General features: G+C 54.0%; 24 protein-coding genes and 1 pseudogene. 6 read left to right on the top strand and 19 right to left on the bottom strand.

What is annotated here, in order from left to right:
• Positions 1-17 precede the first annotated feature (17 nt).
• Both ptsI and crr read left to right on the top strand, forming a co-directional pair.
• Positions 18-1,745, top strand: coding sequence for a phosphoenolpyruvate-protein phosphotransferase PtsI (ptsI, locus tag DQM29_RS04955; RefSeq protein WP_111739585.1), 1,728 nt, complete (start codon positions 18-20; stop codon positions 1,743-1,745).
• Positions 1,746-1,940: 195 nt separating this feature from the next.
• Positions 1,941-2,450, top strand: a complete 510-nt coding sequence (crr, locus tag DQM29_RS04950; protein WP_111739584.1) for a PTS glucose transporter subunit IIA — start codon at positions 1,941-1,943, stop codon at positions 2,448-2,450.
• A 74-nt stretch (positions 2,451-2,524) separates the two neighbouring features.
• Here the strand turns inward: crr and DQM29_RS04945 are convergent, their stop codons facing one another.
• Together DQM29_RS04945 and DQM29_RS04940 are read right to left on the bottom strand one after the other, a co-directional pair.
• Entirely contained in the window at positions 2,525-3,859 is a 1,335-nt protein-coding gene (locus DQM29_RS04945; RefSeq protein ID WP_111739583.1) for an ATP-binding protein, read from the bottom strand.
• Between the two features lie 5 nt (positions 3,860-3,864).
• Positions 3,865-4,541, bottom strand: a pseudogene (locus DQM29_RS04940) (response regulator transcription factor).
• 215 nt (positions 4,542-4,756) lie between these two features.
• On the opposite strand from DQM29_RS04940, the gene DQM29_RS04935 reads away from it, so the two are divergent.
• Together DQM29_RS04935 and DQM29_RS04930 are read left to right on the top strand one after the other, a co-directional pair.
• Positions 4,757-5,947 carry an efflux RND transporter periplasmic adaptor subunit gene (locus DQM29_RS04935; protein ID WP_111739582.1) on the top strand — a complete coding sequence of 397 codons (1,191 nt, stop codon included), beginning with the start codon at positions 4,757-4,759 and terminating at the stop codon, positions 5,945-5,947.
• A gap of 4 nt (positions 5,948-5,951) precedes the next feature.
• Positions 5,952-7,916 (top strand): MacB family efflux pump subunit, encoded by a 1,965-nt coding sequence (locus tag DQM29_RS04930; RefSeq protein ID WP_111739581.1) that lies wholly within the window; start codon positions 5,952-5,954, stop codon positions 7,914-7,916.
• Between the two features lie 128 nt (positions 7,917-8,044).
• Here the strand turns inward: DQM29_RS04930 and DQM29_RS04925 are convergent, their stop codons facing one another.
• From DQM29_RS04925 to DQM29_RS04880, 10 genes are all read right to left on the bottom strand, one after another.
• A complete protein-coding gene (locus DQM29_RS04925; protein WP_111739580.1) occupies positions 8,045-8,332 on the bottom strand; it encodes a type II toxin-antitoxin system RelE family toxin in 288 nt (95 codons plus the stop codon).
• Entirely contained in the window at positions 8,329-8,580 is a 252-nt protein-coding gene (locus DQM29_RS04920) for a type II toxin-antitoxin system Phd/YefM family antitoxin (protein ID WP_111739579.1), read from the bottom strand. The genes DQM29_RS04925 and DQM29_RS04920 overlap by 4 nt, the downstream gene beginning before the upstream one ends.
• Before the next feature lie 91 nt (positions 8,581-8,671).
• Positions 8,672-9,559 (bottom strand): cysteine synthase CysM, encoded by an 888-nt coding sequence (gene cysM, locus DQM29_RS04915; RefSeq protein WP_111739578.1) that lies wholly within the window; start codon positions 9,557-9,559, stop codon positions 8,672-8,674.
• A gap of 28 nt (positions 9,560-9,587) precedes the next feature.
• Positions 9,588-10,682, bottom strand: a complete 1,095-nt coding sequence (gene cysA / locus DQM29_RS04910) for a sulfate/thiosulfate ABC transporter ATP-binding protein CysA (protein ID WP_111739577.1) — start codon at positions 10,680-10,682, stop codon at positions 9,588-9,590.
• On the bottom strand, positions 10,672-11,547 hold the full coding sequence (gene cysW / locus DQM29_RS04905; protein ID WP_111739576.1) for a sulfate/thiosulfate ABC transporter permease CysW: 876 nt from the start codon (positions 11,545-11,547) through the stop codon (positions 10,672-10,674). The genes cysA and cysW overlap by 11 nt, the downstream gene beginning before the upstream one ends.
• On the bottom strand, positions 11,547-12,380 hold the full coding sequence (cysT, locus tag DQM29_RS04900; protein WP_111741998.1) for a sulfate/thiosulfate ABC transporter permease CysT: 834 nt from the start codon (positions 12,378-12,380) through the stop codon (positions 11,547-11,549). Before cysT ends, cysW begins: the two co-directional genes overlap by 1 nt.
• A 2-nt stretch (positions 12,381-12,382) precedes the next feature.
• Positions 12,383-13,405 carry a thiosulfate ABC transporter substrate-binding protein CysP gene (gene cysP, locus DQM29_RS04895; protein ID WP_170126490.1) on the bottom strand — a complete coding sequence of 341 codons (1,023 nt, stop codon included), beginning with the start codon at positions 13,403-13,405 and terminating at the stop codon, positions 12,383-12,385.
• A gap of 334 nt (positions 13,406-13,739) precedes the next feature.
• Complete coding sequence (locus DQM29_RS04890; protein WP_111741997.1) at positions 13,740-14,633, bottom strand: Dyp-type peroxidase; 894 nt, start codon at positions 14,631-14,633, stop codon at positions 13,740-13,742.
• Positions 14,634-14,791: 158 nt separating this feature from the next.
• On the bottom strand, positions 14,792-15,367 hold the full coding sequence (locus tag DQM29_RS04885) for an RpoE-regulated lipoprotein (RefSeq protein ID WP_111739574.1): 576 nt from the start codon (positions 15,365-15,367) through the stop codon (positions 14,792-14,794).
• Positions 15,368-15,411: 44 nt separating this feature from the next.
• Entirely contained in the window at positions 15,412-15,837 is a 426-nt protein-coding gene (locus tag DQM29_RS04880) for a GNAT family acetyltransferase (RefSeq protein ID WP_111739573.1), read from the bottom strand.
• Between the two features lie 176 nt (positions 15,838-16,013).
• Between DQM29_RS04880 and DQM29_RS04875 the strand changes: the two genes are divergently transcribed.
• A complete protein-coding gene (locus tag DQM29_RS04875; RefSeq protein WP_111739572.1) occupies positions 16,014-16,811 on the top strand; it encodes a hypothetical protein in 798 nt (265 codons plus the stop codon).
• Positions 16,812-16,837: 26 nt separating this feature from the next.
• Positions 16,838-17,284, top strand: coding sequence for a YaiI/YqxD family protein (locus DQM29_RS04870; RefSeq protein WP_111739571.1), 447 nt, complete (start codon positions 16,838-16,840; stop codon positions 17,282-17,284).
• An 83-nt stretch (positions 17,285-17,367) separates the two neighbouring features.
• On the opposite strand, the gene napC is transcribed toward DQM29_RS04870, so the two are convergent.
• From napC to napF, 7 genes are read right to left on the bottom strand one after another with little or no spacing between them, the layout of a single operon-like run.
• Entirely contained in the window at positions 17,368-17,970 is a 603-nt protein-coding gene (napC, locus tag DQM29_RS04865; RefSeq protein WP_111741996.1) for a cytochrome c-type protein NapC, read from the bottom strand.
• Between the two features lie 12 nt (positions 17,971-17,982).
• Positions 17,983-18,435, bottom strand: coding sequence for a nitrate reductase cytochrome c-type subunit (gene napB, locus DQM29_RS04860; RefSeq protein ID WP_111739570.1), 453 nt, complete (start codon positions 18,433-18,435; stop codon positions 17,983-17,985).
• On the bottom strand, positions 18,432-19,376 hold the full coding sequence (locus tag DQM29_RS04855; protein ID WP_111739569.1) for a quinol dehydrogenase ferredoxin subunit NapH: 945 nt from the start codon (positions 19,374-19,376) through the stop codon (positions 18,432-18,434). Before DQM29_RS04855 ends, napB begins: the two co-directional genes overlap by 4 nt.
• The gene (napG, locus tag DQM29_RS04850; RefSeq protein ID WP_111739568.1) at positions 19,376-20,128 is read right to left on the bottom strand and encodes a ferredoxin-type protein NapG; all 753 of its coding nucleotides are present in this window, start codon (positions 20,126-20,128) and stop codon (positions 19,376-19,378) included. Before napG ends, DQM29_RS04855 begins: the two co-directional genes overlap by 1 nt.
• 21 nt (positions 20,129-20,149) lie before the next feature.
• Positions 20,150-22,633 carry a nitrate reductase catalytic subunit NapA gene (gene napA, locus DQM29_RS04845; RefSeq protein WP_111739567.1) on the bottom strand — a complete coding sequence of 828 codons (2,484 nt, stop codon included), beginning with the start codon at positions 22,631-22,633 and terminating at the stop codon, positions 20,150-20,152.
• Positions 22,630-22,911, bottom strand: a complete 282-nt coding sequence (napD, locus tag DQM29_RS04840; RefSeq protein ID WP_111739566.1) for a chaperone NapD — start codon at positions 22,909-22,911, stop codon at positions 22,630-22,632. The genes napA and napD overlap by 4 nt, the downstream gene beginning before the upstream one ends.
• Entirely contained in the window at positions 22,895-23,404 is a 510-nt protein-coding gene (gene napF, locus DQM29_RS04835) for a ferredoxin-type protein NapF (protein ID WP_111739565.1), read from the bottom strand. Before napF ends, napD begins: the two co-directional genes overlap by 17 nt.
• Positions 23,405-23,431: the final 27 nt, after the last annotated feature.

Here is a 23,431-nt window from a genome sequence, read left to right as displayed (position 1 = left end):
TATTTGAAGGTAGGCTTATGATTTCAGGCATCTTAGTATCTCCCGGCATCGCCTTTGGCAAAGCGCTGATATTAAAAGACGATCCTATCGTTGTTAATAACAGAAAAATTTCTGCCGACGACGTCGAAAAAGAAATTTCCCGCTTTAAAGCAGGACGCGACAAGGCCAGCGAACAGCTTAACGCCATTATGGCGAAGGCCAGCGAAACGTTCGGCGAAGAGAAGGCCGCTATTTTTGAAGGCCACATCATGCTGTTGGAGGACGAAGACCTCGAGCAGGAAATCGAAAGCCGGATTAAAACCAAGCAGGAAAGCGCTGATGCGGCAGCCCATGCCGTGTTTGAAGCTCAGGCTATCGAGCTGGAAAGCCTTGAGGACGAATATCTTAAAGAACGCGCGGCCGATATCCGCGATATCGGTAAGCGCTTACTAAAGAACATCCTCGGAATGACCATCGTCGACCTCGGTGCCATTCAGGAAGAAGCTATTCTGGTAGCAACCGACCTTACGCCATCAGAAACCGCTCAGCTTAATCTGGATAAAGTCCTCGGATTTATTACCGATCTGGGCGGCCGCACCTCCCACACCTCCATTATGGCGCGCTCGTTGGAAATTCCGGCTATTGTCGGCACCAACGACGTCACCAAGCAGGTGAAAAACGGCGACTACCTAATACTCGACTGTGTCGAAAATCGCGTCTATGTCAATCCGCCTATTGAAACCATAGAGCAGATGAAGAAGGTGCAGGCACAGTACCTGAACGACAAAAACGAGTTGGCGAAGCTGAAAGATTTACCCGCCATCACGCTGGACGGCCATCTGGTAGAAGTGTGCGCTAACATCGGCACCGTGCGCGATATTCCTGGCGCAGAGCGCAACGGCGCAGAAGGCGTTGGCCTCTACCGCACCGAGTTCTTGTTCATGGATCGCGACGCGTTCCCTACCGAAGAAGAGCAGTTTCAGGCCTATAAAGCCGTCGTTGAAGCGATGGGGGATCAGGCCGTCATTCTGCGCACTATGGACATCGGTGGCGACAAAGACCTCCCCTATATGAACCTGCCAAAGGAAGAGAACCCGTTCCTTGGCTGGCGCGCGATCCGTATCTGCCTGGACCGTAAAGAGATTTTACACGCGCAGCTGCGCGCTGTACTCAGAGCGTCAGCCTTTGGCAAACTGCGCATCATGTTCCCAATGATTATTTCCGTCGAAGAAGTTCGTCTATTGAAGGCCGAACTAGAAATGCTGAAACAGCAGCTGCGCGACGAAAGCATTGCCTTTGATGAAACCGTCGAAGTGGGCGTGATGGTAGAAACCCCTGCTGCTGCAACGATTGCCCACCATCTGGCAAAAGAAGTCGATTTCTTCAGTATTGGTACAAACGACCTAACCCAGTATACTCTGGCCGTTGACCGCGGTAACGAGCTGATCTCTCATCTGTATAATCCGCTTTCTCCATCGGTTCTGTCGTTAATCAAGCAAGTGATTGACGCTTCCCACAAAGAAGGGAAATGGACTGGCATGTGTGGAGAGCTTGCCGGTGACGAGCGAGCAACGCTGCTGCTGCTCGGCATGGGTCTGGATGAGTTCAGCATGAGCGCCATTTCGATTCCGCGAATTAAGAAAATCATTCGCAACGCTAACTACTCTGATGTCAAAACGCTGGCAGAAAATGCACTGGCCCAGCCGACCGCACAGGAGGTGTTGGAGGTGGTGAATAAATTTATCGAAGAAAAAACGCTCTGCTAAGTTATTATTATAACTAAGGCAACCCACAGTACCGCTGCATAGCGCGGTCAATTTGGGCCCGAGAAGTGTCACAGAGCCAGCGGGAAACCTTACCTGCTGGCAATATGAACACTACTCTGGCCCAAAATAACATGTAAAATGGCGTTATAAGATGGGTGCAGGGCCGTTAAAAATATTATTTCTGAGGAGAAAATCATGGGTCTGTTCGATAAACTGAAACAGCTTGTTTCTGATGATAAGAAAGACGCCGGCAGCATTGAAATTGTTGCGCCACTGTCCGGTGATATCGTCAATATTGAGGACGTGCCAGACGTTGTCTTCGCGGAAAAAATCGTCGGCGATGGCATTGCCATCAAGCCTACCGGCGACAAGATGGTTGCTCCGGTAGACGGCACCATTGGTAAAATCTTTGAAACCAACCACGCATTTTCTATCGAATCCGACAGCGGCATTGAGCTGTTCGTTCACTTTGGTATTGATACCGTTGAGCTGAAGGGCGAAGGATTCAAGCGTCTGGCTGAAGAAGGCCAGCACGTTAAAAAAGGCGAACCTATTATTGAGTTCGATCTGGCTCTTCTTGAAGAGAAGGCTAAATCAACCCTGACGCCGGTTGTAATTTCCAATATGGATGAAATCAAAGAGCTGACTAAGCTCAGTGGAAGCGTTGTTGTAGGTGAAACACCTGTTATTCGCGTTAAGAAGTAATCAACAGAATCATACTAAGCAAAAGCGGCGCTCCTGCGCCGCTTTTGCTTTTTTATAGACTCACTATTCAGCAATCACCCCTGCCACGCAGGAAGCCGAATACCGATAGACAGGCCGTGAGGTTGCCGATTCTTAGCCTCAATCGCGCCGCCGTGTGCATTAACCACCTTGCGAGCAATCGCCAGCCCTAAACCATAGCCCTTTCCTGACGACGCTGACTTCACCCGCACAAAGGGGTCAAAGATGCTCGACAGTTTGTCCTCATCTACGCCCGGGCCCCGATCGTTAACCTGAATCAGCAGCTCCCCTTCTTCATAGAAGAGCTCCACCTCTATTTTCTGGCCCTGTTTAGAAAAGCGCAGCGCGTTACGAATGATATTTTCTACCGCTCGTCGCATCAGCTCAGAGTTTCCCTTCACTGTGGACATTTCCTGCGCCTGAGGGTTCGCATGCAGAACAATATCGACGCCGGGCACCTGTGCCTCATAAGTCACATCACTTACCACCGCTTCAAGCAGCCCGTACAGGTCAAAGTATTCTTCATCGGAAATGCCCGCCGCGTCGGTACGTGAAAGCGTCAACAGTTCACCGATCATTTTATCCAGCCGTTCGGACTCCAACTCAATGCGCTTAAGCTCATTTTCCACGTTTTGCGGATTCTGCCTTGCTAACCCGATAGCCAACTGGAGGCGGGCAAGAGGCGTGCGAAGCTCGTGAGACACATCGTGCAGCAGCGCCTCTCTGGCACCAACCAGCAGCTTCAGTCGCTCAACCATTGAGTCAAAGTCACGGGCCATGTCCCCCAGCTCGTCGCGACGATTTTTCATCACCGGATAGAGTCGAACGTCGAGATCGCCCTGCGCCACGCGATCGAACCCTGAACGCATTTGCCGCATAGGCCGAGTCAGGTTCCAGGCCAGCAGCGCACTAAATAAGAACCCGCCAATACCGCCCAAAACCAGCAGCGGTGTCGGCATATTGAAAATCAGCACTCTCCCAGAACGGTTAGGTCGGTACTCTTTACGCAGAGCCTCAACGTCATACTTGAGCAGGTAATAGCGCCCGTCTCCCCCCTTCACGTGTTCTAAACGAACATCGTCAGTTAGCGGGATCATCGACATCGGCCCCGCCCTTTGCGTTAACGGCACTTTAAGAGGAATAATGGCGATATGCCGCTGGTCAACAGCCGGCCAACCGCTGGTCATACGGTTAAGCCCGTCAAGACCCTCCGTCTCCAGGACCGAAACCGCCGACGTAAACTGTAGCGACACTATGCGGTTAGCGATGCGGTTTTCAAACGGCTCCTTTTGGCTAGCATAATAGTAAAACACCAGCCAAACGGCCTGGGTAATCACGATAAACGTTATCCAGAAACCAACCAGAATCTTCCAAAACAGGCTTCTACGCATAGGGGTTACCGGATGCGATAGCCAATACTGCGAACGGTCTCAATTGAAAGCGTGTCACCGGCTACCTGACTAAGTTTTTGACGAATGTTGCTGATATGAACGTCGACGCTGCGGTCGTAGGCTTCACGCGGGCGCCCTAGCCCACCTCAGACAGCTCGTCTTTTGACACTACGCGATCTTTCTCCCTCACAAGCAGCATCAGCAAATTAAATTCAGAGGCGGTTAGCTCAAAAGGCGTTCCCTGCCATGCGCTGATGCGCTGAGAGGAGTCAAGGGACAGGCCGCCCAGTTTCACAATCGCCCCGCTCTGCGGTTCAATGTGTTCCTCAAAGCGGCGAAGAACAGCACGCAGTCGTGCAACCAGCTCTCTTGGATAGCAGGGCTTTGGCACATAGTCATCAGCGCCCATCTCCAGCCCAATCACTCGATCGATATTGTCGCCCTTCGCAGTCAGCATAATAATTGGCATCCGACTCTGTTTACGCACTTTATTCAGCACGTCGATACCGCTCATGTCAGGCAGCATGATATCCAAAATCATGGCGCCGTATCGCCCTGACAGCGCGCCGTCAATGCCGCCCTGACCGGTTAGCGCAACCGTCGCCGAAAAGCCTTCTGCTGTCAGATACTCTTTGAGCATACTGCCCAGTTCCACGTCGTCGTCAACCAACAGAATCTGCATGTCGATCTCCTGATTCATTCCAATTATTTTCACTGAATATCATTTTGCCCGTTACTCTCTCAGATGCAGCTACTTTTACCTAAACCTTACATTTTATTTATGCCGCCCTTACCCTAATGCGGATAAACTCATTGTACATTGACCTGTATTCTTAATAAGTCCGCTTTTGCGGAGTATTTAGACATTTTATTCACGGCGTTAAGGCAGCCTCTTTTATGCAATTAGCCAATAAAAAATTCCGCATCGCATTGATTATTCTGTGCATCGCCGCAGTTGGCGGATTAATCAAACATTTCCTTTTTTCTGAAGACGTTAAGCCCGCCTACATCACGTCTCCGGTCGTTAAAGCGGATATAGAACAAAACGTTCTGGCTGACGGCTCTATCAAGGCCCTTAAGCAGGTTAACGTCGGTGCTCAGGTCTCCGGCCAGATTAAAGCGCTACACGTTGAGCTTGGCGATAAGGTGACAAAAGGACAGGCGCTGGCAGAAATCGACGATCTGCCGCAAAAAAACGATCTGCAAAATGCACAAGCCGGGCTGAAAAGCGCCCAAGCCCAGCGTCAGGCCAAGCAGGCTACGTTAAGAAACAACCAGTTGGCCTTCGAGCGCCAGCGTAAAATCCTCGCGCGCGGCGTTGGCATTCAGGCTGACTACGACAGCGCAAAAGCCCAGCTGGATGCCACCAAGGCGGAAATCGAATCGCTGGATGCGCAAATCGTTCAGGCAAATATCGCTGTAGACACTGCTCAGCTGAACCTCGGCTATACCAAAATTACGTCACCCATTGACGGCGTTGTCGTTGCCATTCCGGTGGAAGAAGGTCAAACCGTTAACGCCGTTCAGAGTGCGCCAACGATCCTTAAAGTCGCTCAGTTAGACACCATGACCATCGAGGCACAGATTTCCGAAGCCGACGTACCAAAAGTCAGCGTCGGCATGCCGGTATACTTCACTATCCTCGGTGAGCCAGGCAAGCACTACACCGCTAAGCTTCGCGCTATCGAGCCTGCGCCTGATTCTATCAACAACGACACCACTACAACCTCCAACTCTTCAACATCGACCACTACGGCTATCTACTACAACGGCCTGTTCGACGTTGAAAACCCCGACGGCAAGCTGCGTATCTCGATGACTGCACAGGTTTACATCGTGCTCGCTCAGGCCAAAGACGCTCTGATCGTTCCCGCCACAGCAGTAGACAACCTCGATCCTCAGGGTAACGCCACTGTGCGCGTTGTCGATGCCTCTGGCAGCGTGGTAGAAAAGAAAATCACTGTAGGCATCAACAATAATGTGAATGTCCAAGTCCTTTCTGGTCTGGTAGAAGGAGACAGCGTCATCGTTAGCGAAGGCAGTGGAGCGCCCGGCTCATCACCGGCCCGCATGCGCATGAGGATGTAACGTAATGACTCAGCCGCTGCTCCAGCTTGAAAACATTACCCGCACCTTTCCGACTGGCGAACAGACTGTCACCGTTCTGCACGGTATTAATCTAACGATTAACCGTGGGGAGATGGTGGCAATCGTCGGTGCCTCTGGATCGGGCAAGTCTACGCTGATGAACATTCTGGGCTGTTTGGATAAACCCAGTTCAGGCGTTTACCGCATCGACGGCCGAGCCACTAACAGCCTGCTTCCGGACGATCTCGCTGAACTGCGTAGAGAGCATTTTGGCTTTATTTTCCAACGCTATCACCTGCTCAACGCTCTAACCGCTGCCGGCAACGTGGAGATCCCTGCCATTTATGCCGGTACTGAACGCCAAAAGCGTAAAGCGCGGGCGGCGGAGCTACTGACTCGGCTAGGGCTACAGGAGCGCATAGGCTACCGCCCTAGCCAGCTTTCCGGCGGCCAACAGCAGCGGGTCAGTATTGCCCGCGCGCTGATGAACGGTGGGCAGATTATTTTAGCGGACGAACCAACCGGCGCGCTGGATACTCACAGCGGTCAGGAAGTGCTTAAAATACTGAAAGACCTGCACGCTCAAGGGCATACGGTAATAATCGTGACTCACGATATGCAGATTGCCGAACACGCAGAGCGAATTATTGAAATCAGCGACGGTCTGATTGTCGACGATCGCGGCCACCATCCGGAAGACAAGCAGACAACAGCCGTTCCAGCAGACGCAACTGCCCACCGAATCAAAACCAATAACGGCGTCGGAGCCCTACGCGATCGCTTCGTTGAAGCCTTCAAAATGGCGCTACTGGCGATGTTTTCCCAGCGGCTGCGCACCTTTCTCACCATGCTTGGCATCATTATCGGTATTGCCTCCGTAGTTTCCGTCGTAGCACTGGGGGAAGGCTCAAGACAGAAAATTCTGTCGGACATTAGCTCTATGGGCACGAGTACCCTAGAGATCTTCCCCGGTAAAGACTTTGGCGACAGAAAGTCCTCGACCATCCACACCCTAAGAGATACCGACGCGGACGCATTACAGCAGCAGAGCTATGTGCACAGCGTGACGCCCAGCGTTTCTTCGTCAACCACCTTCAGGGTTGGCAACCAGTCAGTAACCGGTACGGTGAACGGTGTAGGTCCACAGTTTTTTGACGTGCGCGGCTATAAAATGGCGCTAGGAAAAACGTTCAGCCAAAGCGGCGTAGACGCCCTCGCCCAAGAGGCGGTTATTGACGCCAATACCCGCGAAAAGCTGTTTGGTAAAAACAGCAACCCTATCGGGCAGGTTATTCTATTAGGCAGCCTGCCGGCCCGTATTATCGGTGTAGCAGAAGAACAGCAGAGCGGATTCGGCAGCAGTGAAAGCCTCAACGTCTGGCTTCCCCACACCACCGTGATGAAACGCATGCTGGGTCAGTCCTATCTGAGAAGCATTACGGTAAGAATTAAAGACAATGTAGACATGAGCGTAGCGGAACAGGGCGTCACTAAGTTGCTCACCCAGCGCCACGGCACTCAGGATTTCTTCATTCTGAATACCGACAGCATCCGCCAGACGATTGAGAAAACCACCGCTACCATGACACTGCTGGTATCCATGATTGCAGTCATTTCACTGGTGGTTGGCGGCATCGGCGTGATGAATATTATGCTGGTATCCGTCACCGAAAGAACGCGGGAAATCGGCGTTCGCATGGCGGTTGGCGCGCGCGGCAGCGACATTATGCAGCAGTTTCTGATTGAGGCAGTGCTGGTGTGCCTACTGGGCGGCGCGCTTGGCGTCGGCCTAGCCCTCGGCATTGGCGTGGTGTTCCATCAGCTGGTTAGCAGCTTTTCAATGGTGTACTCCATTTCCTCCATCGTCGCCGCCTTTGTATGCTCGACGCTGATTGGCGTCGTATTCGGCTTTTTCCCCGCTCGCCGAGCGGCGAAAATGGATCCGATCAACGCGCTGGAAAGGGAATAGCCCTCTGTTGAACCACTGAAATGACAAAACCCCGGTAACGGGGTTTTTCTTAGATGATACTGCTCTTCTAACAAAAAGTTTCTGCCAAAAAATTTCTGGCCAAAGCCGCTCATCGGAGCCCTTAAGAATTATCTCATACGCTCGCTAGCCAGATGATAAACACCGCTGCGCTCTCGCTTGCCTACTGCAACGACGACAACAAGCAGCTCGTCATTAATAACCTGATAAACAAGGCGGAATCCAGAAGATCGAAGCTTAATTTTATAGCAATCCGGCATGCCGCTTAGCCTAGCCGCAGGAAGATGAGGCTCTTCACAGCACTTCTTTAGCTTTTTAGCAAACTGCTGCTGAATGGCTTTATCCAGCTTTTGCCACTCTTTCAATGCATCGCGTCTAAACTTGACCGCATAACTCATAGATATGAGTCCAAATCCACCTCAACCAGCGGCTGGCCCTGACGCTCCTTGACCAGTTTCACCAGTTCATGCTCGTCTAGCGCGTCTAAAATTTGTTCATACAGCTCCGCAGGGACACAGTAAAAAGCGGGCTGGTTACGATTTAAAATTGCCACTGGATATCCTGCTCCTGCATTAACCGTTGCCATTGGGTTCTTTTTTAACTCACTGACGCTGGCGCTGATATCACTTAAAATCAAATTTGGCATATATCCCCCAAAAAACCTGTTAATAGGTCTCATACTAATAATAAAGAGACCTGTTAACAAGTCTTATAGGAGCTAAAATCAAGCTCTGTGGCTAAGCCTCGTCAAACACCCCTGTCGACAAATAGCGATCTCCGCGATCGCAAATCACCGTGACTACCTTCGCGCCGGGATTCTGTGCTGCAATCTTCAGTGCACCCGCCACTGCGCCACCGGAGCTGACGCCGCAGAAAATGCCTTCTCGAGTCGCCAGCTGCTTCATGGTCGCTTCAGCCTCGGCTTGCGAAATATCCAGTACTTCATCCACCAGCTCAGGGCGAAAAATCCCCGGTAAATAGCCCGGAGACCAGCGGCGAATGCCGGGAATACTGCTGCCCTCAGCCGGCTGCAGGCCTATTGTCCGCACGCCTTCATTTTGCGATTTCAGGTATCGGCTCACGCCAGTGATGGTGCCCGTTGTACCCATGCTGGAAACAAAGTGGCTCACGCCCCCTTGAGTTTGATGCCAAATTTCTGGGCCCGTCGTCGTAAAGTGGGCATAGGGATTGTCATCATTGTTAAACTGGTCGAGTATTTTCCCCTCTCCCTGCTGCGCCATCTCTGCCGCTAAATCGCGCGCGCCTTCCATGCCAAGCTCCCGGCTCACCAGTACCAGTTCGGCGCCGTAGGCGCGCATGGATGCCTGCCGCTCGCGGCTCATGTTCTCAGGCATGATCAGGCGCAGGCGGTAACCTTTCAGCGCCGCAATCATTGCCAGCGCAATGCCGGTATTACCGCTGGTCGCTTCAATCAGTCGGTCTCCCGGCTGGATCTCTCCGCGCTGCTCGGCCCGTGCAATCATTGAAAGCGCCGCGCGGTCTTTTACCGAACCGGCGGGATTGTTGCCCTCAAGCTTAACCCATACCTCAGCGTCAAGCCCCTCGGTCAGACGCTGAAGACGAACCAGAGGGGTGTTACCTATATAGTTTTCCAACGTTGACACGACTGCAGTTACTCCCTAAAAGCGGCTGTCAGGCCGTCTTGGCTAGCGGAAACGAAGCGTTTAGCGGCCTATCGTCGGCATAAAGATAAAAGCGCCGCGCGCCGATAAAATAGCGAGCGCCCTTTTGCGGTACCGCGGCACCTGCCTCGTTAAAGGTAACGCTAAGCGGCCCATCATGCCAGCCCAAAGGCTGTACCGTCAGCTGGCGATAGTGTCCCTTGGGCTGTGAATCCACAACCACTACGGGCAGAACGCAGTCCGCCGTTGACTGGGCGCTTAGCGTTACGTCCCAAGGGCGCAGGTACAGGTCAACACTCCCCTGATGCAGCGGCGACACAGTTTCCGGCCAGACGTGCTGCCCCAGCCGCAGATGATTCCCCTTAACCTCACCGGGGATCCTGTTTACCTCACCCAAAAATTCCAGTACAAAGCGGCTCTGCGGTTCGTCAATAACCTCCTCCGGCGCCCCAGCCTGCTCGATGTGCCCCTGACTCATAACCACGATGCGATCGGCGATTTCCATCGCCTCTTCCTGATCGTGAGTCACAAACACACTGGTAAACTTCAGGTCTTCGTGCAGGCGGCGTAGCCAAGTGCGCAGCTCTTTACGCACCTGTGCATCCAGTGCGCCAAAAGGCTCATCCAGCAGTAGGATCTGTGGGTCAACGGCCAGCGCGCGCGCCAAAGCCACGCGCTGGCGCTGACCGCCGGAAAGCTGTGAGGGATAGCGATTGGCCAAGTGGGACAGCTGCACTTTTTCCAGCAGCCCTTCCACCTTTTGCCTGATCGCCTGCGGTGACGGGCGCTCGCGGCGCGGCAGAACCGTCAAACCAAAGGCAATGTTGTCAAATACCGTCATGTGGCGAAACAGCGCATAGTGCTGAAATACGAAGCCGACTTTGCGGTCTCGCGCATGCAGGCGACTGACTTCCCGACCGTTAATTCTCAGGCCGCCTGAATTCTGAAACTCCAGCCCGGCAATAATGCGCAGCAGTGTGGTTTTTCCCGAGCCAGACGGCCCCAATAAAGCAACCATGTCACCGGAGGCAATGTCTAAGGATACGTTATGCAGAACCTGTGTCCCGTCAAAAGCCTTGTTAATGCCTCTCACCTCAATGCTCATTCTCCACCTCCCAAACGTCACGCTTTGCCTGACGGGCAATCCGCCACTGCAGCGCGCTTTTCAAAAACAGTGTCGCTATCGCCATTAGCGTCAGGAGCGCTGCGGCGGTAAAGGCCGCGGCAGTGTTGTAGTCCTGATGCAGCAGTTCAACCTGCAGCGGTAGCGTATAGGTCTCGCCCCGAATAGCGCCGGAAACCACCGACACCGCGCCAAATTCACCGATAGCGCGGGCGTTTGTCAGCACCACGCCATACAGCAGCGCCCAGCGAATATTTGGCAGCGTCACACGCCAGAACATCTGCCAGCCGGAAGCACCAAGCAGAACGGCGGCTTCATCCTCCTGACTACCCTGACTCATCATCACAGGCACCAGTTCACGCACCACAAACGGGCAGGTGACAAATACCGTGACCATCACCATTCCCGGCCAGGAAAACATCAACTGAATATCGTGTGCCTCTAGCCATCCGCCAGCGACGCCGTTAGCGCCGTAAAACAGCAAGTAGAGCAGGCCCGCCACCACTGGCGACACGGCAAACGGAATATCGATCAGGGTCAGCAGCAGCTGCCGACCGCGAAACTCAAAGCGGGTTACCAGCCACGCCATCAGCGTGCCGAACACGACGTTGACCGGTACGGTAATCAGCGCAATCAGCACGGTCAGCCACACTGCGTGCAGCATGTCCGCGTCCAGCAGGTTATTCCACAGTGCGGAAATACCGTCAGAAAACGCGGTAACAAAGATCGCCGCCAGCGGAACCGCCAGCAGCAAAAAGGAAAACAGCACGGCTAGCCCTATCAGGATCCATTTGCCCCAGTTAACGCGGCTGCGGGGCGCAGTCTGCTGCCAAATAACGTCTGCCATCAATGCCCTCCTACACGCTTGCCGTAGCGGCTTTGCAGCACGTTGGCGATAAACAGCAGCACCAGCGATGCAGCCAGTATCACGGAGGCAATCGCGCTGGCCGCCGCATAGTTAAACTCTTGCAGGCGGATAAAAATCATCAGAGAGGTCACCTCGGTCTGCCAGGCAATGTTGCCTGCAATAAAGATCACCGCGCCAAACTCGCCGAGGCTGCGGGTAAACGACAGCACGACGCCGGTCGTCAGCGCAGGGCCAACCTCTGGCAAAATTACCCGACGAAAGCTCTGCCAGGGGCTAGCCCCCAGAGTTTGCGCCGCCTCTTCATATTCCGGCCCTAGCTCTTCCAGCACTGGTTGAACAGTGCGAACGACAAAGGGAATACTGGTAAACGCCATCGCTACTGCAATACCGAGCCAGGTAAAAGAAACCTTAATTCCCAGCGGAGCTAACCACTGGCCGTACCATCCGGTAGTAGAAAACAGGCTTGCCAGCGTGAGGCCAGCTACCGCCGTTGGCAGCGCAAACGGCAAATCCATCAGGCCATCTAGCAAATTACGGCCGGGAAAACGGTAGCGAGTTAGTACCCAGGCCATTAGCATACCGAACGCCCCGTTAAACACGCTGGCGATAGCCGCCGACAGTAGAGTGACCCGGTAGGCCGCCACCACTTGCGGATGCGTCACCACCTGCCAGTACTCCTGCCAGCTCATCCCGGCAAGCTGCATGACTAACGCCGTCATCGGCAGCAGCAGAATGATGCAGGTAAACAGCAGGCTGCTCCCCAGGCTAAGCGAAAACCCCGGCAGAACGCGCTTAACGGAGGTTGACAGAATCATTAGCCTTTACGTCCCGCACTCAGCAGCTGATCCAGCACGCCGTCTGTGGCGAAGTGTCCACTCATGACCTTCTCCCAGCTGCCAAACTGCTCTTCAACCTTAAACAGCTTCACGTCAGGAAACTGCGCCTTTGCCGCCTTCATCGCTTCTGGGTCATAAACGCGGTAGTAGTAACGGGTAAATACCGCCTGAGCCTGAGGACCGTAGAGGAAGTTCAGATAGGCTTTCGCCTGCTTTTCCGTGCCGTTGCGCTCGACGTTTTTATCAATCCAGGCGACGGGGAACTCCGCCAAAATATCGACTGGCGGCACCACGACGTCATAGTCCGCTTCGCCATACTGCTTGCGAATGTTGTTCACCTCGGATTCAAAGCTTATCAGCACGTCACCCAGCCCGCGCTCAACGAATGAGGTGGTTGCACCGCGGCCGCCAACGTCAAATACCGCTACGTTGCCTAAAAAGCGAGTCATCCAGGCGCGCGTTTTCTGCTCGTCGCCCTTGTTGGCCTGTGAGGTTGCCCCCCAGGCGGCTAAATAGGTGTAACGACCGTTGCCGGAGGTTTTAGGGTTAGGGAACACCAGCTTCACGTCGTCACGAACCAGATCGTTCCAGTCGCGAATGTTTTTCGGGTTGCCCTTGCGCACCAGAAACGCCATGGTGGAGTAGTAAGGAGAGCTGTTATTCGGCAAGCGCGCCTGCCAGTCAGCGGGGATAAGCTTTCCCTTGTCGTGCAGGATCTGCACGTCCGTCACTTGATTGTAGGTCACTACGTCAGCTCTCAGCCCCTGCAAAATAGCCAGCGCCTGTTTGGACGAACCAGCATGGGACTGTTTAATCGTCAGAGTTTCGCCTGTCTGCTCTTTCCACTCTTTTTCAAACAGAGGGTTAATGTCGACAAACAGTTCACGGGCAATGTCGTAGGAGCTGTTTAAAAGCTCAGCAGCAGAAGCCGTTCCGGTCGCCATCAGCGCAGCCAGGGCCCAGCCTTTCAAAATCGTTTTTTTCATATGCGCTCTCACCATGATTAAAAAGTGCGTTGGAAGCCAACGCGTCTTAAGTCATAGTGTATGGCCTGATTTTGCGCGTATATACCCTTTTCATAGACTGTTTCGCACTGAATAAGAGCAAAAAGGCATATAGGCCGAACGGCGGGAGATAGCGGGAAATGAAAGCAGAAGGGATAAAAAAAGAGGATACGTTAAAGATAAATCTTAAACGTCTACTCTTAGCTGACGCTGTTGCACTTTTAAAATTTCATCTCGGTTTCTAGCGGATTTTAGCCAAGTAGGTCAGGCTTCAATCACGCTCCGATGGAAAAGGGGCATAAAGCCCCTTTTCCATCGCTATAAACCACTCTTACAGGGATAACAGCTTATCCAACGACGGCGCAAAGTAGTAGCCACCGGTCACCGGCTTACTAAAGCGCAGCAGTTGGTCGGTCTTGCCGTCCAGCTCGCCGTACATACTCAGCAGCTGTTGCTCGATATTGTGCAAACGAGCACAGTAGGCCATAAAGTACAGACCGTGCTCACCGCTGGCGGTGCCGTACGGCAGGCTCTGGCGAACGATTTTAAGCCCCTTCCCGTCCTCTTTCAGATCTACGCGACCGAGGTGTGAAGTAGGCTGGCGCTTGTCGCCCGGCAGTTCTTCGTTATCCACCTTGGTGCGACCCATGGCGTTTTCCTGCGCTTTGACCGGCATGGTGTTCCACACGTCCAGATTGTGCACATAGCGCTGAACCATGACGTAGCTACCGCCAGCATCTTCGCCGTCGGCAATCACGCAAACTCCCGGGCGCGCGTCGCCGGTTGGGTTTTCTGTACCGTCAACAAATCCGCTCAGATCGCGCTCTTCCGTCCAACGGAAGCCGTGGATCTCTTCAGCGACAGAAATCGCCTTACCGAACGCCTTTAGCGCCGCCTGAGCCAGCGTGAAGTTCACGTCGTGACGCAGGGAAAGAATGTGGATCAGCACGTCGCGCTGGGTGGCAGGAGCCAGACCATTGCCCAGCGGGCGAAACGGCTTGAGCTCCGCCGCACCTTTGCCCGACAGGCGTTGCCAAAGATCGGAACCGAAAGAGATAGTCGCGCCAAGGGCTGCATCGGGATGCTTTTGCTGCAGCTCCGTCAGGGCTGAAATAAAAGTCTTACAGCCGCTGCGGATAGACTCTAGGTCGTCTCCCGCCGTAGCCTCAATAAAAATACCAAAACGACAGTGTTCCGGCAGAATACCGCTCTGCACTTGAGCCATGTCTAACTCCTTCTCATCATGATCGTGCGACGCCGGAGGAAAATAGCCAATGGCGTCGACGCGTGAAATAAAAAATGGACGTTTATGATAGCGAAAACCGCTGACAGAACCTTGCGCTGACGCAACATCTACCAACGGTTTCTATACGGTTTCTACGATTACTGCGATTGCCAAACCATTTTTTTAACAGTCCAGCCCTTCAGCGTATCGTCAGGAGGCATAATGCTCTTTGAACCCATCCATTTACCGCCAAACACATAGGAAATGCGTCGGCTTTCCGGTGAACGGCAAACCACATTGCCGCTGCTGTCTTCTGCTACCTGACAGATACCAAATGCTTTGCTGTACAGATCGGCAAACTGCGTACCGACCTGTGTTCCCTTCGGCGTTTTTACCGATTTATCCATCACGTCAATACGCGCCACGCGATTATCGGCCCCGCCGTGAACAATCAACGCCACGTCATCGTCGTCCATGGCTTCATAAAAAGAGACGACCTGACCGTTTTCGATTCCCATGCCTTTACGCAGGCGGTAGTCACCGTCCAGCGCCTTGTCCAGCGTGGACTCATCCATCATCGTTGAGGCGGTGATTTCGCCTAGTCCACTGTCGCTTAGCGTCAAATCGCTGCCAAACCAGCTAAAAGGCGACAGGCTAGACCAGGAAAACTGGCTAACAGAAGAACACCCAGCTAAAGAAAAACAGGCTAAAAGTAAAACTGCACGAATATTCATTAATAGTCCCACTGTGTTATTCAACCAGAGCGTACCAGACAGCCCTAGTACTCCCTATCTTCAATCAGACGCTTGCCAACGCACACCGTCTCTTGAATTTCATATCCCAACTTCTCATACATGCCCACCAGCGCGTCATTTTCATCACGCACCAGCAGATGCAGCTTGGGGCAGCCGCAGGCAATCAGCTTCTTTTCCAAACGGTTTAGCAGAGCATTAGCAATACCGCGGCCTCGATAGTCCGGATGCACGCCAAGGTAGTATGCCGAACCTCGATGCCCGTCATAGCCGCCCATAACCGTTCCTACTACCTCTCCTCCGACCTCAGCAACCAGAAACAGTTCCGGTGAATGGTGCTGTTTACGCTCAATGTCGGTTTCCGGGTCATTCCACGGGCGCAGCAGATCGCAGCGTTCCCAGAGGGTGATAACGTCTTCAAAATCATCTTGTCGAAAAATACGGATTTCCATAATTTCCACCACGCCTTCAGCTATTACCCTTGATTATGATGGGATTAACGTCAAGCGCAAGGATGATTTATCTATCCCCTACCTTGTGAACGACTAGACACACGTTTTAAGCCCGTACCGTCCCAAGATAATATCGTTTATGATGTTCGACACGCCATACGTTCAGGATGATACCCATGACGCTACCTCGCTTCTCTCTGCTTACTCTACGCCGACCACTCGCTATTCTTTCCATGCTGGCTCTATGCTGGTTCAGCGCAACGGCATCTGCCGCTGTCGACGCTGAATTTAAGCAGGGCATGGCCTATGCCGATCTGCGCCAAGCGCTGCTAGCCGACGGCTGGCTTCCGTTGAGAAACCTCAACTGCCAAACAAACGTTGGCGGAGAGGCAAAAGTGTGCAGCGACCTGCCGGAAGTCGACAGCTGTAGCGGTACCGGCGTCTGTGTAATGAATTTCGCCCATAAATCGCAGGGGAATATTATGCGCGTGGGCGCTGAAGGTGACTATACTCGCTGGAATGACAGTGCCGCCAAGAGCGCTTTTGCCGTGCGCTTTTGGGAAAGCCAAGCCGTTAGCCCTTCTCCTAATGCCACCTGCCCGGCAACAGACTTTACTGAGTTTCTTATTCGCTACGCCAACGATGACTCGGTGAAAAAAGGCTTCACTGACCCGCTGATAAAAGTGCTTGAACCGGTATTCGACGGCGATCTTGGTTTTGACACAGAACCGGTATACCTCGCCAGTGCTGACTATGAAGGCTTTAATCTTCGCCATCAGCCCGACGGGTTCCACGTGGTTGACTATCAGGGACAGGTCGATCCCCAGCCTACCAAAATGAACCTTGACGCCAGCAGCGATAAGGTCAGAATTGTCTCTTATCAATACGGCATGTCCGAAGGCAACGCCTACCGCTTTGAGCTGCGAAACGGCTGCTGGCACCTGACAGAATCGCCCTATGTTCCATCTCCCTAATACCCTATTCCCATAAAGGAAACGCTATGAAAATCTGGGTCGACGCCGACGCCTGCCCCAACGTGATAAAAGAGGTGCTGTTTCGCGCCGCCGACCGGGAGAAGGTTCACGTTACGCTGGTCGCTAACCAAAGCATCAGAACGCCACCGTCGGCCTTTATTCACGCACTGCGGGTTGCTGCCGGTTTTGACGTAGCGGACAACGAGATCGTCAAGCGAGCAGAAGAAGGTGACTTGGTCATTACTGCCGATATCCCGCTCGCTGCCGAGGCCATAGAGAAAGGCGCCGCCGCGCTGAACCCTCGCGGTGAACGCTATACCAAAGCCACCATTGCCGAACGCCTAACCATGCGCGACTTTATGGACACCCTGCGCGCCAGCGGCATTCAAACAGGCGGTCCCAACACGCTGAGCCAGCGCGATCGACAGGCATTTGCCAACGAGTTGAGCAAGTGGCTACAGGCGCTTAAATAGCGCAGAGTCATTTTCAAGGCAATAAAAAAACCGCAGAACGTCTTGTCTGCGGTTTTCTTTTATTAGCCATTAATCTCAGGCTATCAGTTAAACCCAGTATCAATCCCCGTCATATCAGGCAACTTGTGGGCAATGCCCTTATGGCAGTCAATACAGGTTTTATTCTCTTTAATGGCCAGACTGTGCATCTTGGCGGCTACGCCCTTCTGCTCGGTAAAGTCCATAAAGTCGAAGTTATGGCAGTTGCGACATTCCTGAGAGTTATTCCCCTTCATGCGCTCCCACTCGTTCTTTGCCATCTGTAGCCGGTGCTCATCGAACTTTTGAGGCGTATCGATGATGCCCATTGCCTTACCGTACAGCTCTTTAGACGCCTTGATCTTACGCACCATCTTCGGCACAAACTCGTGCGGAACGTGGCAGTCAGAGCAAACAGCGCGAACCCCTGTGCGGTTGCTGTAGTGCACGGTGTCCATGTATTCCTGATACACGTTGTCGCGCATTTCGTGGCAGCTGATGCAGAACTCTTCGCTGTTCATCATCGTCATGCTGGTGTTAAAACCACTCACAAAGACGATACCGGCGATAAAGCCCAGCCCCAGCAGCGTGCCGATAGCCAGCCGGCTGGGAGTGCGAAACCAGCGCCACGCACGACGAATAATACCCGGCTTTTTCTCTTTACTCATGGTCATCCCCGCTTATTTACCATAGCCAGGCGCAGGCTGGAACGTATTGCCGATAATCGGCGCGGCGTCAGCCTGAGGCACGTGACAGGACTGGCAGAAGTAGCGGCGAGGTGCAACCTCGCTGTTAACATGCCCATTGCTGTCCATAAAGTGAGTCGGGCTGATTCGCGGAGCACCCGTCGTGCGGTAGCCCTGAACGCCGTGACACTTCAAACAGGTGTTTACTTTTGTCGTTACCTGATAGCCGTCTACGCTGTGCGGGATCATCGGCGGCTGGTTTACATAGTCAAGGGCGATGCGAGGCTGCTCTTTCGGCGTCGTGATCTGTCCATCCGCCGTGCCTGACACTTCCGGTGACTGAGATAAGTCCACGCCATTATTAGCGGCAAACGCCACGCCGCCAAAAACCAATACGCCTAGCATAGTCCATAAGGTAACTCGCTTTTTCAAGACGTTACTCTTCATTCCTCTTCTCCCGAACGATGGAATCGTGTTTTTATTTGAAATACTTTCTCTGAACAGACATCAATGCAGCGGCCACAGGAGATACACTCTTTGCTCAGCACCAGAGGACTTTCCCCTTTGCCAAACAGCGGGCCACGCAGCACCTGAGGCTCAGGGCAAATGTGAATACAGTCCATACAGCGGGTGCAGTCTTGGCGATTTTCCGCGCTAACGCGAAGCACACCCTTACAGCCAATCGCGCCATACAGTGCGCCGATCGGGCATAGATGCCCACACCAGCCGTGCTCAACCACCAGTAGATCGAACAGGAACACTGCAACGATAAGCCACAGGCTAGCGCCGAAACCGAACATCAGGCCGCTCACCAGACCTGCTGTCGGCGCCTGCCCCAGCCCGTTAATCAACCCGCGCCCAAAGGCAGACACTGGATTAACCCATTCCCAGATCAGCGTACCGCTCACGGCGCTACCTGCTAAAACCGCCAGCAGAATGCCGTAGCGCAGCGATGAAGGAAGGGTCGCACTGTTGCGAATGCCAAACTTGCGGCGCATCCAGGCAGCCAAATCGGTCACCAGCGCCAGAGGGCACACCCAGCCGCAGAACAGTCGGCTGGCGAACAGTGCATAGGCCAAAGCGATAATCACACCGCCAATGACCGCGTACCACTGTGTCCAACCTTCACCCTGTGTAGGCATCTCGGGCAGGTATCCGCTAGCCAGCGTTTGCAGCACCACCAGCGGATCGCCAAGCGGCACTACGCCAAGCAGCATGCTGCCGCTGTAGTTACCGCGCAGGATCCACAGGCTGAACCACGGCCCCGCCAGAAACATCGCCAAGATCAGCATCTGGCTTAACCGGCGCAGAAGGAGAAAGCGATGGCTGTACCACCAGCCAAACTTTACGCGCGCCTCTCGGCCCGCCAGCATAGGTGCATTTGCCACTATAGCCCTCCTTCCGGTTTACGGGTTGGCATCGTCAGGGCTTCAGGGATCAGCGAATGACCCGCCTTGTCCTTCTCTTCCCAACCCAGCCGGTAGTGCTGCCCCAGCTTGCCAAGCGCGAGCGACAGAGGCAGTACCTTAATCGCCGCTTCCTCTAAGACACAGGCCTCTTCGCACTTCCCACATCCGGTGCAGTATTCACTGTGGACGGTAGGAATGAACTTGGCGTGCTTGTCGGTGCGCGTGTTGTGCTGGTGCTCTAGCGTGATGGCTTTGTTAATCAGTGGGCATACCCGATGACACACGTCACAGCGCAGCCCCTGCCAGTTAAGGCAGTTTTCGTGATCGAGCAAAACCGCTAGCCCCATGCGGGACTGATCGATATCTGTCAGCCGAGGATCGAGCGCGCCGCTTGGACAGGCCTTAACGCACGGTACGTCGTCGCACATTTCGCAGGGAACCTGCCGCGCCACGAAGTAAGGCGTACCGCTGGAAACGGGCGACAACAGCGTCGCCAGCTTCAGCGTGTCATAGGGGCAGTCCTGCACACACTGTCCGCAGCGGATACAGGCGCGGTTAAACGCCTCTTCCGGCAGCGCACCGGGGGGTCTGAGTGCTACCCCCTCTTTTGCCAGAGACTGACGCTGAGGAACGCTTAACAGCAGCGCAAGCCCAGCCAGGCCGCCCGCACTGCGCACGGCATCGCGCAAAAAGCGCCGCCGTGCTGGTCCCTTATCCCGTTCGTTAGCCATTGTGATGCGCTCTCATCCGCCTTACGCTTTCACAACCCTGACTGCACACTTCTTGTAGTCAGTCTCTTTAGACAGAGGATCTGTTGCGTCCAGCGTCAATGCGTTCACCAGCTGTGCCGCGTCAAAGAATGCCATGTACACCAGACCTTCAGGCACACGGTTACGACCGCGTGTCTCAACGGTAGACAGCACCTCGCCGCGACGAGACTGAATTTTTACTTTGTCACCGCGGCGCATACCGCGCTTCTGGGCGTCTTTCGGATGGATAAACAGCACTGACTCAGGGAACGAGCGGTGAAGTTCCGGCACACGGCGCGTCATCGAACCGGTATGCCAGTGTTCCAATACGCGACCGGTGGACAGCCACAGGTCAAACTCGTCGTCCGGGCTCTCAGCAGGTGGCTCATAGGGCAGCGCAAAGATAACCGCTTTGCCGTCCGGCTTGCCGTAGAAGCGAACGCCTTCACCCTTTTTGACATACGGGTCGTAGCCTTCACGGTAGCGCCACAGCGTCTCTTTTCCGTCAACCACCGGCCAGCGCAGACCGCGCGCCTTGTGATAGTCGTCAAACGAGGCCAGATCGTGAGCATGGCCGCGACCAAACCCGGCGTACTCTTCAAACAGGCCTTTTTGCAGATAGAAGCCTAACTCGCGAGATTCGTCGTTAAGCTGATCTTTCGCCAGTTCATCAACGCTGAACTTGTTAACCTGACCGTTAGCAAACAGAACTTCGTACAGCGTTTTACCGCGGTATTCTGGGTTCTTTTCCAGCAGTTCGGCAGGCCAGACTTCGTCAGTTTTGAAGTACTTAGAGAATTCAACGATTTGCCACAGGTCAGATTTTGCTTCGCCCGGTGCCTTCACCTGCTGACGCCAGAACTGGCTGCGGCGCTCGGCGTTGCCGTAAGCACCCTCTTTTTCTACCCACATAGCAGTAGGCAGGATCAGGTCAGCGGCTAATGCACTAATGGTCGGATACGGATCAGAAACAACCACGAAGTTGCGCGGATCGCGCCAGCCCGGCATACGGTCTTCGTTGATGTTTGGACCGGCCTGCATATTGTTGGTGCACAGCGTCCAATAGGCGTTGAGAGTACCGTCTTTCAGAGCCCGATCCTGCGCGACAGCGTGCAGACCAAGACTTCCAAGAATGGTGCCTTCTGGCAGTTTCCACTTCTCTTCGGCTATTTTACGGTGCGCCTCGTTAGTGACCACCATGTCGGCAGGCAGGCGGTGAGCAAAGGTGCCCACTTCACGCGCCGTACCACAGGCTGACGGTTGACCGGTCAGCGAGAACGGCCCACAGCCCGGCGTAGAAATCTTGCCGGTCAGCAGGTGAATGTTGTAACACAGGTTGTTAGCCCATACGCCGCGGGTGTGCTGGTTAAAGCCCATGGTCCAGTAGGAAACAACTTTCACATTCGGATCCGCATACAGCTTGGCCAGCGCCACCAGAGAATCTTTCGGCACGCCGGTCATTTCAGCCGTTTTCTCCAGCGTGTACTCGGCAACAAACGCCTTGTACTCATCGAACGTCATCGGCGTAGAGGCGTCGCTGTTCGGATTCTTAGCCGCTTTTTCCAGCGGATGGGACGGACGCAGGCCGTAGCCGATGTCTGTCGCGCCGCGGCGAATGTTGACGTGCTTGTCCAGGAAGTCCTGATTAACCGCGTCGTTCTGAATAATGTAGTTGGCGATATAGTTCAGGATCACCAAGTCTGTCTGCGGCTTAAAGATAATCGCGTTATCCGCCAGCTCAAAGCTGCGGTTTTCAAACGTCGACATTACCGCCACTTTTACGTTCGGGTTCGACAGGCGACGATCGGTAATGCGAGACCACAGGATCGGGTGCATTTCCGCCATGTTGGATCCCCACAGGACGAAGGCGTCGGCATGCTCGATATCATCGTAGCAGCCCATTGGTTCGTCCATCCCGAAGGTGCGCATAAAACCAACAACGGCAGTGGCCATACAGTGGCGCGCGTTTGGATCGATGTTGTTAGAGCGGAAGCCCGCCTTAAACAGCTTGGCGGCCGCATAGCCTTCCCAAATGGTGAATTGACCGGAGGCAAACATGCCGCCGCCGTTCGGCCCTTGGTCTTTAAAGGCTTTCTTATACTTTTCACTCATGACGGTGAAGGCTTTATCCCAGCTGACTGGGGTAAACTCGCCGTTTTTATCATATTCGCCGTTTTTCATACGCAGCAGCGGCTGTGTCAGGCGATCCTTTCCGTACATGATTTTGGGCAGGAAGTAGCCTTTAATGCAGTTAAGGCCACGGTTGACCGGCGCATCAGGATCGCCTTGAGAGGCGACCACGCGGCCGTTTTGTGTTCCGACCAGAACGCTACATCCAGTACCGCAGAAACGGCACGGTGCTTTATCCCACTTGATTGACGCGTCTTCTCCTGCCGCAGCGGCGACAGTTGGGATCGTCATTCCCGCAGCGACCGCGGCGGCGGCAGCTGCATTAGCTTTCATGAAGTCTCGACGACTGAGTTTCATGGCGTATCCTCACCTTGCTCATCTTGCTGGTGGTAAACCAGCGACACAGCCAGCACGCCTGCGATATCTCGCGCTGACTCAATTTGGGCATACAACGCGTCGGCGTCTTCTGCCTGCATCACTACAATCAGTTTCCCTTCTTCGTTATTGGCTCCAGGGATCTCTGTCCCCGGTAGCTCACACAACGCCTTGCTTACTGTTTCAATTGCTTCAGGTCTAACTTGAATGACTAAACTGCAAACGTGCCAACTGTCGTGCCAACTACGCGATTTCGTCATTTTCTTTATTGCTCTCACGGGTTGTTATCGCCCCGACGGGGCAGCTTTTCACGCATCCACCGCATCCAGTGCAGGTGTCTGCATCCAGCTGCGGCCGGGCTATACCGCCGGGATAAAGGCGAAACTGAATAGCGTAGGGTTCACAAACGTCCTGACAGCTGCGGCAGGCAACGCCCTTCACGGTCAAACAGGACTCGCTAATCACGGCAGTGCGCCGCCAAGGCAGGTTGTCATGACGCCGAAAAATCGGCTCTGGGCAGGCCTCAACGCAGCGACGACAAAACGTACACTCAGCTCGCTGAAAGTCGAGCTCGGGAAAGTCGAGCCGCCCTGCAAGGGTCAACACTCCCGTTTCACAGGCCTCAACACAGGCTCCGCAGCGGGTACATCCGTCAACAAAACGCGCGTCGTCCACTGACCAGGGAGGCCTAACGGCGCTAGCCCCTGTTCGCCAATGGCCCCGAAGCAGGTTTCGTCTGGACAAAGTCGACATTTGCTACCTCAAACTATCCAAAGGATC

The sequence above is a fragment of the Leminorella richardii genome, assembly GCF_900478135.1.
Taxonomy (GTDB): Bacteria; Pseudomonadota; Gammaproteobacteria; order Enterobacterales; family Enterobacteriaceae; genus Leminorella; species Leminorella richardii.
This window is presented reverse-complemented; position numbering and strand designations above follow the sequence as displayed.

Coding starts and splice junctions, on each gene's coding strand:
- ptsI (WP_111739585.1), top strand. CDS start 18: ATGATTTCAGGCATCTTAGTATCTCCCGGCATCGCCTTTGGCAAAGCG.
- crr (WP_111739584.1), top strand. CDS start 1,941: ATGGGTCTGTTCGATAAACTGAAACAGCTTGTTTCTGATGATAAGAAA.
- DQM29_RS04945 (WP_111739583.1), bottom strand. CDS start 3,859: ATGCGTAGAAGCCTGTTTTGGAAGATTCTGGTTGGTTTCTGGATAACG.
- DQM29_RS04935 (WP_111739582.1), top strand. CDS start 4,757: ATGCAATTAGCCAATAAAAAATTCCGCATCGCATTGATTATTCTGTGC.
- DQM29_RS04930 (WP_111739581.1), top strand. CDS start 5,952: ATGACTCAGCCGCTGCTCCAGCTTGAAAACATTACCCGCACCTTTCCG.
- DQM29_RS04925 (WP_111739580.1), bottom strand. CDS start 8,332: ATGAGTTATGCGGTCAAGTTTAGACGCGATGCATTGAAAGAGTGGCAA.
- DQM29_RS04920 (WP_111739579.1), bottom strand. CDS start 8,580: ATGCCAAATTTGATTTTAAGTGATATCAGCGCCAGCGTCAGTGAGTTA.
- cysA (WP_111739577.1), bottom strand. CDS start 10,682: ATGAGCATTGAGGTGAGAGGCATTAACAAGGCTTTTGACGGGACACAG.
- cysW (WP_111739576.1), bottom strand. CDS start 11,547: ATGGCAGACGTTATTTGGCAGCAGACTGCGCCCCGCAGCCGCGTTAAC.
- cysP (WP_170126490.1), bottom strand. CDS start 13,405: ATGGTGAGAGCGCATATGAAAAAAACGATTTTGAAAGGCTGGGCCCTG.
- DQM29_RS04890 (WP_111741997.1), bottom strand. CDS start 14,633: ATGGCTCAAGTGCAGAGCGGTATTCTGCCGGAACACTGTCGTTTTGGT.
- DQM29_RS04885 (WP_111739574.1), bottom strand. CDS start 15,367: ATGAATATTCGTGCAGTTTTACTTTTAGCCTGTTTTTCTTTAGCTGGG.
- DQM29_RS04880 (WP_111739573.1), bottom strand. CDS start 15,837: ATGGAAATCCGTATTTTTCGACAAGATGATTTTGAAGACGTTATCACC.
- DQM29_RS04875 (WP_111739572.1), top strand. CDS start 16,014: ATGACGCTACCTCGCTTCTCTCTGCTTACTCTACGCCGACCACTCGCT.
- DQM29_RS04870 (WP_111739571.1), top strand. CDS start 16,838: ATGAAAATCTGGGTCGACGCCGACGCCTGCCCCAACGTGATAAAAGAG.
- napC (WP_111741996.1), bottom strand. CDS start 17,970: ATGAGTAAAGAGAAAAAGCCGGGTATTATTCGTCGTGCGTGGCGCTGG.
- napB (WP_111739570.1), bottom strand. CDS start 18,435: ATGAAGAGTAACGTCTTGAAAAAGCGAGTTACCTTATGGACTATGCTA.
- napG (WP_111739568.1), bottom strand. CDS start 20,128: ATGGCTAACGAACGGGATAAGGGACCAGCACGGCGGCGCTTTTTGCGC.
- napA (WP_111739567.1), bottom strand. CDS start 22,633: ATGAAACTCAGTCGTCGAGACTTCATGAAAGCTAATGCAGCTGCCGCC.
- napD (WP_111739566.1), bottom strand. CDS start 22,911: ATGACGAAATCGCGTAGTTGGCACGACAGTTGGCACGTTTGCAGTTTA.
- napF (WP_111739565.1), bottom strand. CDS start 23,404: ATGTCGACTTTGTCCAGACGAAACCTGCTTCGGGGCCATTGGCGAACA.